4 protein-coding genes are annotated in these 2,641 nt (G+C 43.8%); 2 read left to right on the top strand and 2 right to left on the bottom strand.

Annotated features, from left to right (window positions below):
• Positions 1-48: 48 nt before the first annotated feature.
• Entirely contained in the window at positions 49-336 is a 288-nt protein-coding gene (locus H6S82_RS28060; protein ID WP_199315207.1) for a hypothetical protein, read from the top strand.
• A gap of 44 nt (positions 337-380) precedes the next feature.
• On the opposite strand, the gene H6S82_RS28055 is transcribed toward H6S82_RS28060, so the two are convergent.
• Positions 381-980 (bottom strand): class I SAM-dependent methyltransferase, encoded by a 600-nt coding sequence (locus tag H6S82_RS28055; RefSeq protein WP_190463915.1) that lies wholly within the window; start codon positions 978-980, stop codon positions 381-383.
• Positions 981-985: 5 nt separating this feature from the next.
• Entirely contained in the window at positions 986-1,753 is a 768-nt protein-coding gene (locus H6S82_RS28050; RefSeq protein WP_190463914.1) for a class I SAM-dependent methyltransferase, read from the bottom strand.
• A 113-nt stretch (positions 1,754-1,866) separates the two neighbouring features.
• Between H6S82_RS28050 and H6S82_RS28045 the strand changes: the two genes are divergently transcribed.
• Positions 1,867-2,634: a pentapeptide repeat-containing protein gene (locus H6S82_RS28045; protein WP_190463913.1), complete on the top strand. Its 768-nt coding sequence runs from the start codon at positions 1,867-1,869 to the stop codon at positions 2,632-2,634.
• Positions 2,635-2,641 lie beyond the last annotated feature (7 nt).

Here is a 2,641-nt window from a genome sequence, read left to right as displayed (position 1 = left end):
ACAGTATTTTCACTGAAGATGGAAATGTAGAGAGTTAAAGATATTTAAATGATGATGCTAGTGAGCGAACCCGAATGTGCAGAAACATCCAACTTTTCCGAGCGCGGGCCTCAGCAAATTCCCGCACAATATAAAGGCTGGCGATTAAGTACCAAAACTATGAACGGAAAGTTATGGTTGCGTTGGCAACATCCAGATGAAAGCTTTGCTCGCTACGGCTGTACCATCGACCCAAAAGATATTCTCTCAACAATTGCTCATGTCAGATTCAGTATTGACTTGGCGATCGAACTTGAAGAAGAAGCTGCAAAACAAGCGCGACGATACCAGGGGTAATAACTTCCGCCCAAGTTTTTCGACTTAGGCGGCAAGAACAGATTTTACGATTTTTGCAAAATGCAGAACAGTGCTAGTGGAAATGGCACTAAAGTACCGTGATATACAGTTTCTTGAATATCGCAAATATTAAATTTGTTGTTGAATATCTGCTGAATTTCTTCTGGTGTAAATCGATAAGGCCCTGCGTCGCGTGGTTCTTTGTGGCTAAAGCATTTCAGGAACAGGTAGCCATTGGGATTTATCAACTTATCTACAGCGCGAACGTAATCTTGTCTGAGATCGGCAGTAAATACATGGAAACAGCCGCGATCGAATACAAAATCGAATTGTTCGTCAAGCTTGCTGTTGAGAATATCATCCTGTTTCCAGATAATATTTAAACCTTCTTCCTTGGCTTTTTCTTCCGCTTTCTGCACAGCAGTAGGAGAAAGGTCGCTCCCCGTTACTTTAAAGCCGCGTTGAGCCAATGCGATCGCCTGCGTTCCTGGCCCAGTACCGAGATCCAATACCGTTCCTGCTTGTAAGTTCAGCTTGGTTAAAGCTTGTTCGAGATCCGGATCGAGATCTGCATTAAACCAAGGCATTGTTTCCACTGGCTTTTCTTGATACAACTGTTCCCAATTCGGAAGTTCCCTGACCATATCGCTTAAACTCCTACTTTTTTAAACACGATTATATGTTGCTGCGGCAAAAGTTTTTTTGTTTCTACCCATTGCAGACCAACAACTGACATTTCTTTGCGAACTTGGTTCTGCGTCATTTTGTGCAGGCGTTTAATCGCCACAAAAGGGTTTTCACCTCGGTATTCCACGAGAATTACCCGCCCATTTGGTTTGATAGCTCTTACTACTTTTTCCATAACTTCTTTAGGATAGCTGAACTCGTGATAAGCATCCACCATTAGCGCTATGTCAATACTTTCCTCCGTCAGATTGGGGTCGGTAACGCTGGCCAAAACCGGCTCGACATTACTAACACCTTTCTCTTTGTTCAAAAAGTTAATAATGTCAAGCATCTCTGGTTGGATATCCACAGCCAAAACTTTACCTTTTGGCACCAAAGGACTAATCCGAAAGCTGAAATAACCAGTCCCGGCTCCAATATCTGCTACGATATCAGTTGGTTTCAAGTCGAGAGCTTGTAGTAACAAAGAAGGTCGCTCTTCTATTTCGCGGCTCGATCGCTCCAGCCACCCCGCCCCCAGGTGTCCCATCACTTGCGCTATTTCTCTGCCCATATAAAATTTCCCAATCCCGTCTGGGCTGTGGACAGCTTTTTCTTGATAAACGCTGCTGGAGTCCGCGACAGTACTGGTTTCTACGGTTTGACAGGCAGTTAAAATCAGCCCCCAGAAGAGGATAACGATAATTGCGGTGGCTCGCTGAAGAAATTTCGGATAATTTTTTGTACCCATCTTTGCGCTGAAGTAGCATATTAAAATAAATGTTATACGCCGAGCGGTCAGAAAGTGAAGTTATTGCTAGTATTTAATCTATTACTAATGGCTGATGACACCTAATAAATTTTATGAGCGACTTAGATAAATATTACAGAATTCTAGGAATCGAACCGGGCGCAACACCTGAAGAAGTTAATCAGGCTTACAAAGATCTGGCATTTATTTGGCATCCAGACCGCATTCCTAAAGATAATACCCGACTTCAAGAAAAAGCGCAACAAAAGCTCAAAGAAATCAATGAAGCTCGCGATCGTCTGCGATCGTTACCGCCAGAGCGTGCAACTGCACCCAAACAAAAGCCGACAACATCTTATTATCACCATCCCACCCAAAAACACAATTCCGCTCATCACCATCCCACCCAAAAACACAATTCCGCTCATCACCATCCCACCCAAAAGCAAAGTTCCGATTATCACCATCAAACCGAAAAACCGAGTTCGGATTATCGCCATCAAACGCAAAAAGAAAATTCCGACTTGAGCGGCAAAGATTTGAGTCGAGCCAACTTAAGCGAGAAAGATTTCTCCGGCAGAAACTTAAGTTACGCCAACTTAACTGATGCAAATCTCAAAGATGCTTTCCTGCACAGAGTTAATTTGATGGGAGCTAACTTATACAAAGCGAATTTGTTTAGAGCTAACTTATTGCAGGCAAATCTCCGGGAAGCGAATTTGCGGGAAGCCAATTTAATTGGAGCCGACCTGAGTGGAGCCGACTTGAGGGGAGCCGACTTGAGGGGAGCGAACATTGGATCGGGCGATCGCATTTTAGTAAAACTGGTGGGAGCTAACCTCGCCGGGACAATTATGCCTGACGGCACAATTCATGACTGATCGATGT

The organism is Planktothrix sp. FACHB-1355 (genome assembly GCF_014748295.1).
GTDB lineage: Bacteria > Cyanobacteriota > Cyanobacteriia > Cyanobacteriales > Aerosakkonemataceae > Aerosakkonema > Aerosakkonema funiforme_A.
Note: the sequence above shows the minus strand (reverse complement) of the source record. Positions and strands in the feature narration are given on the sequence as shown.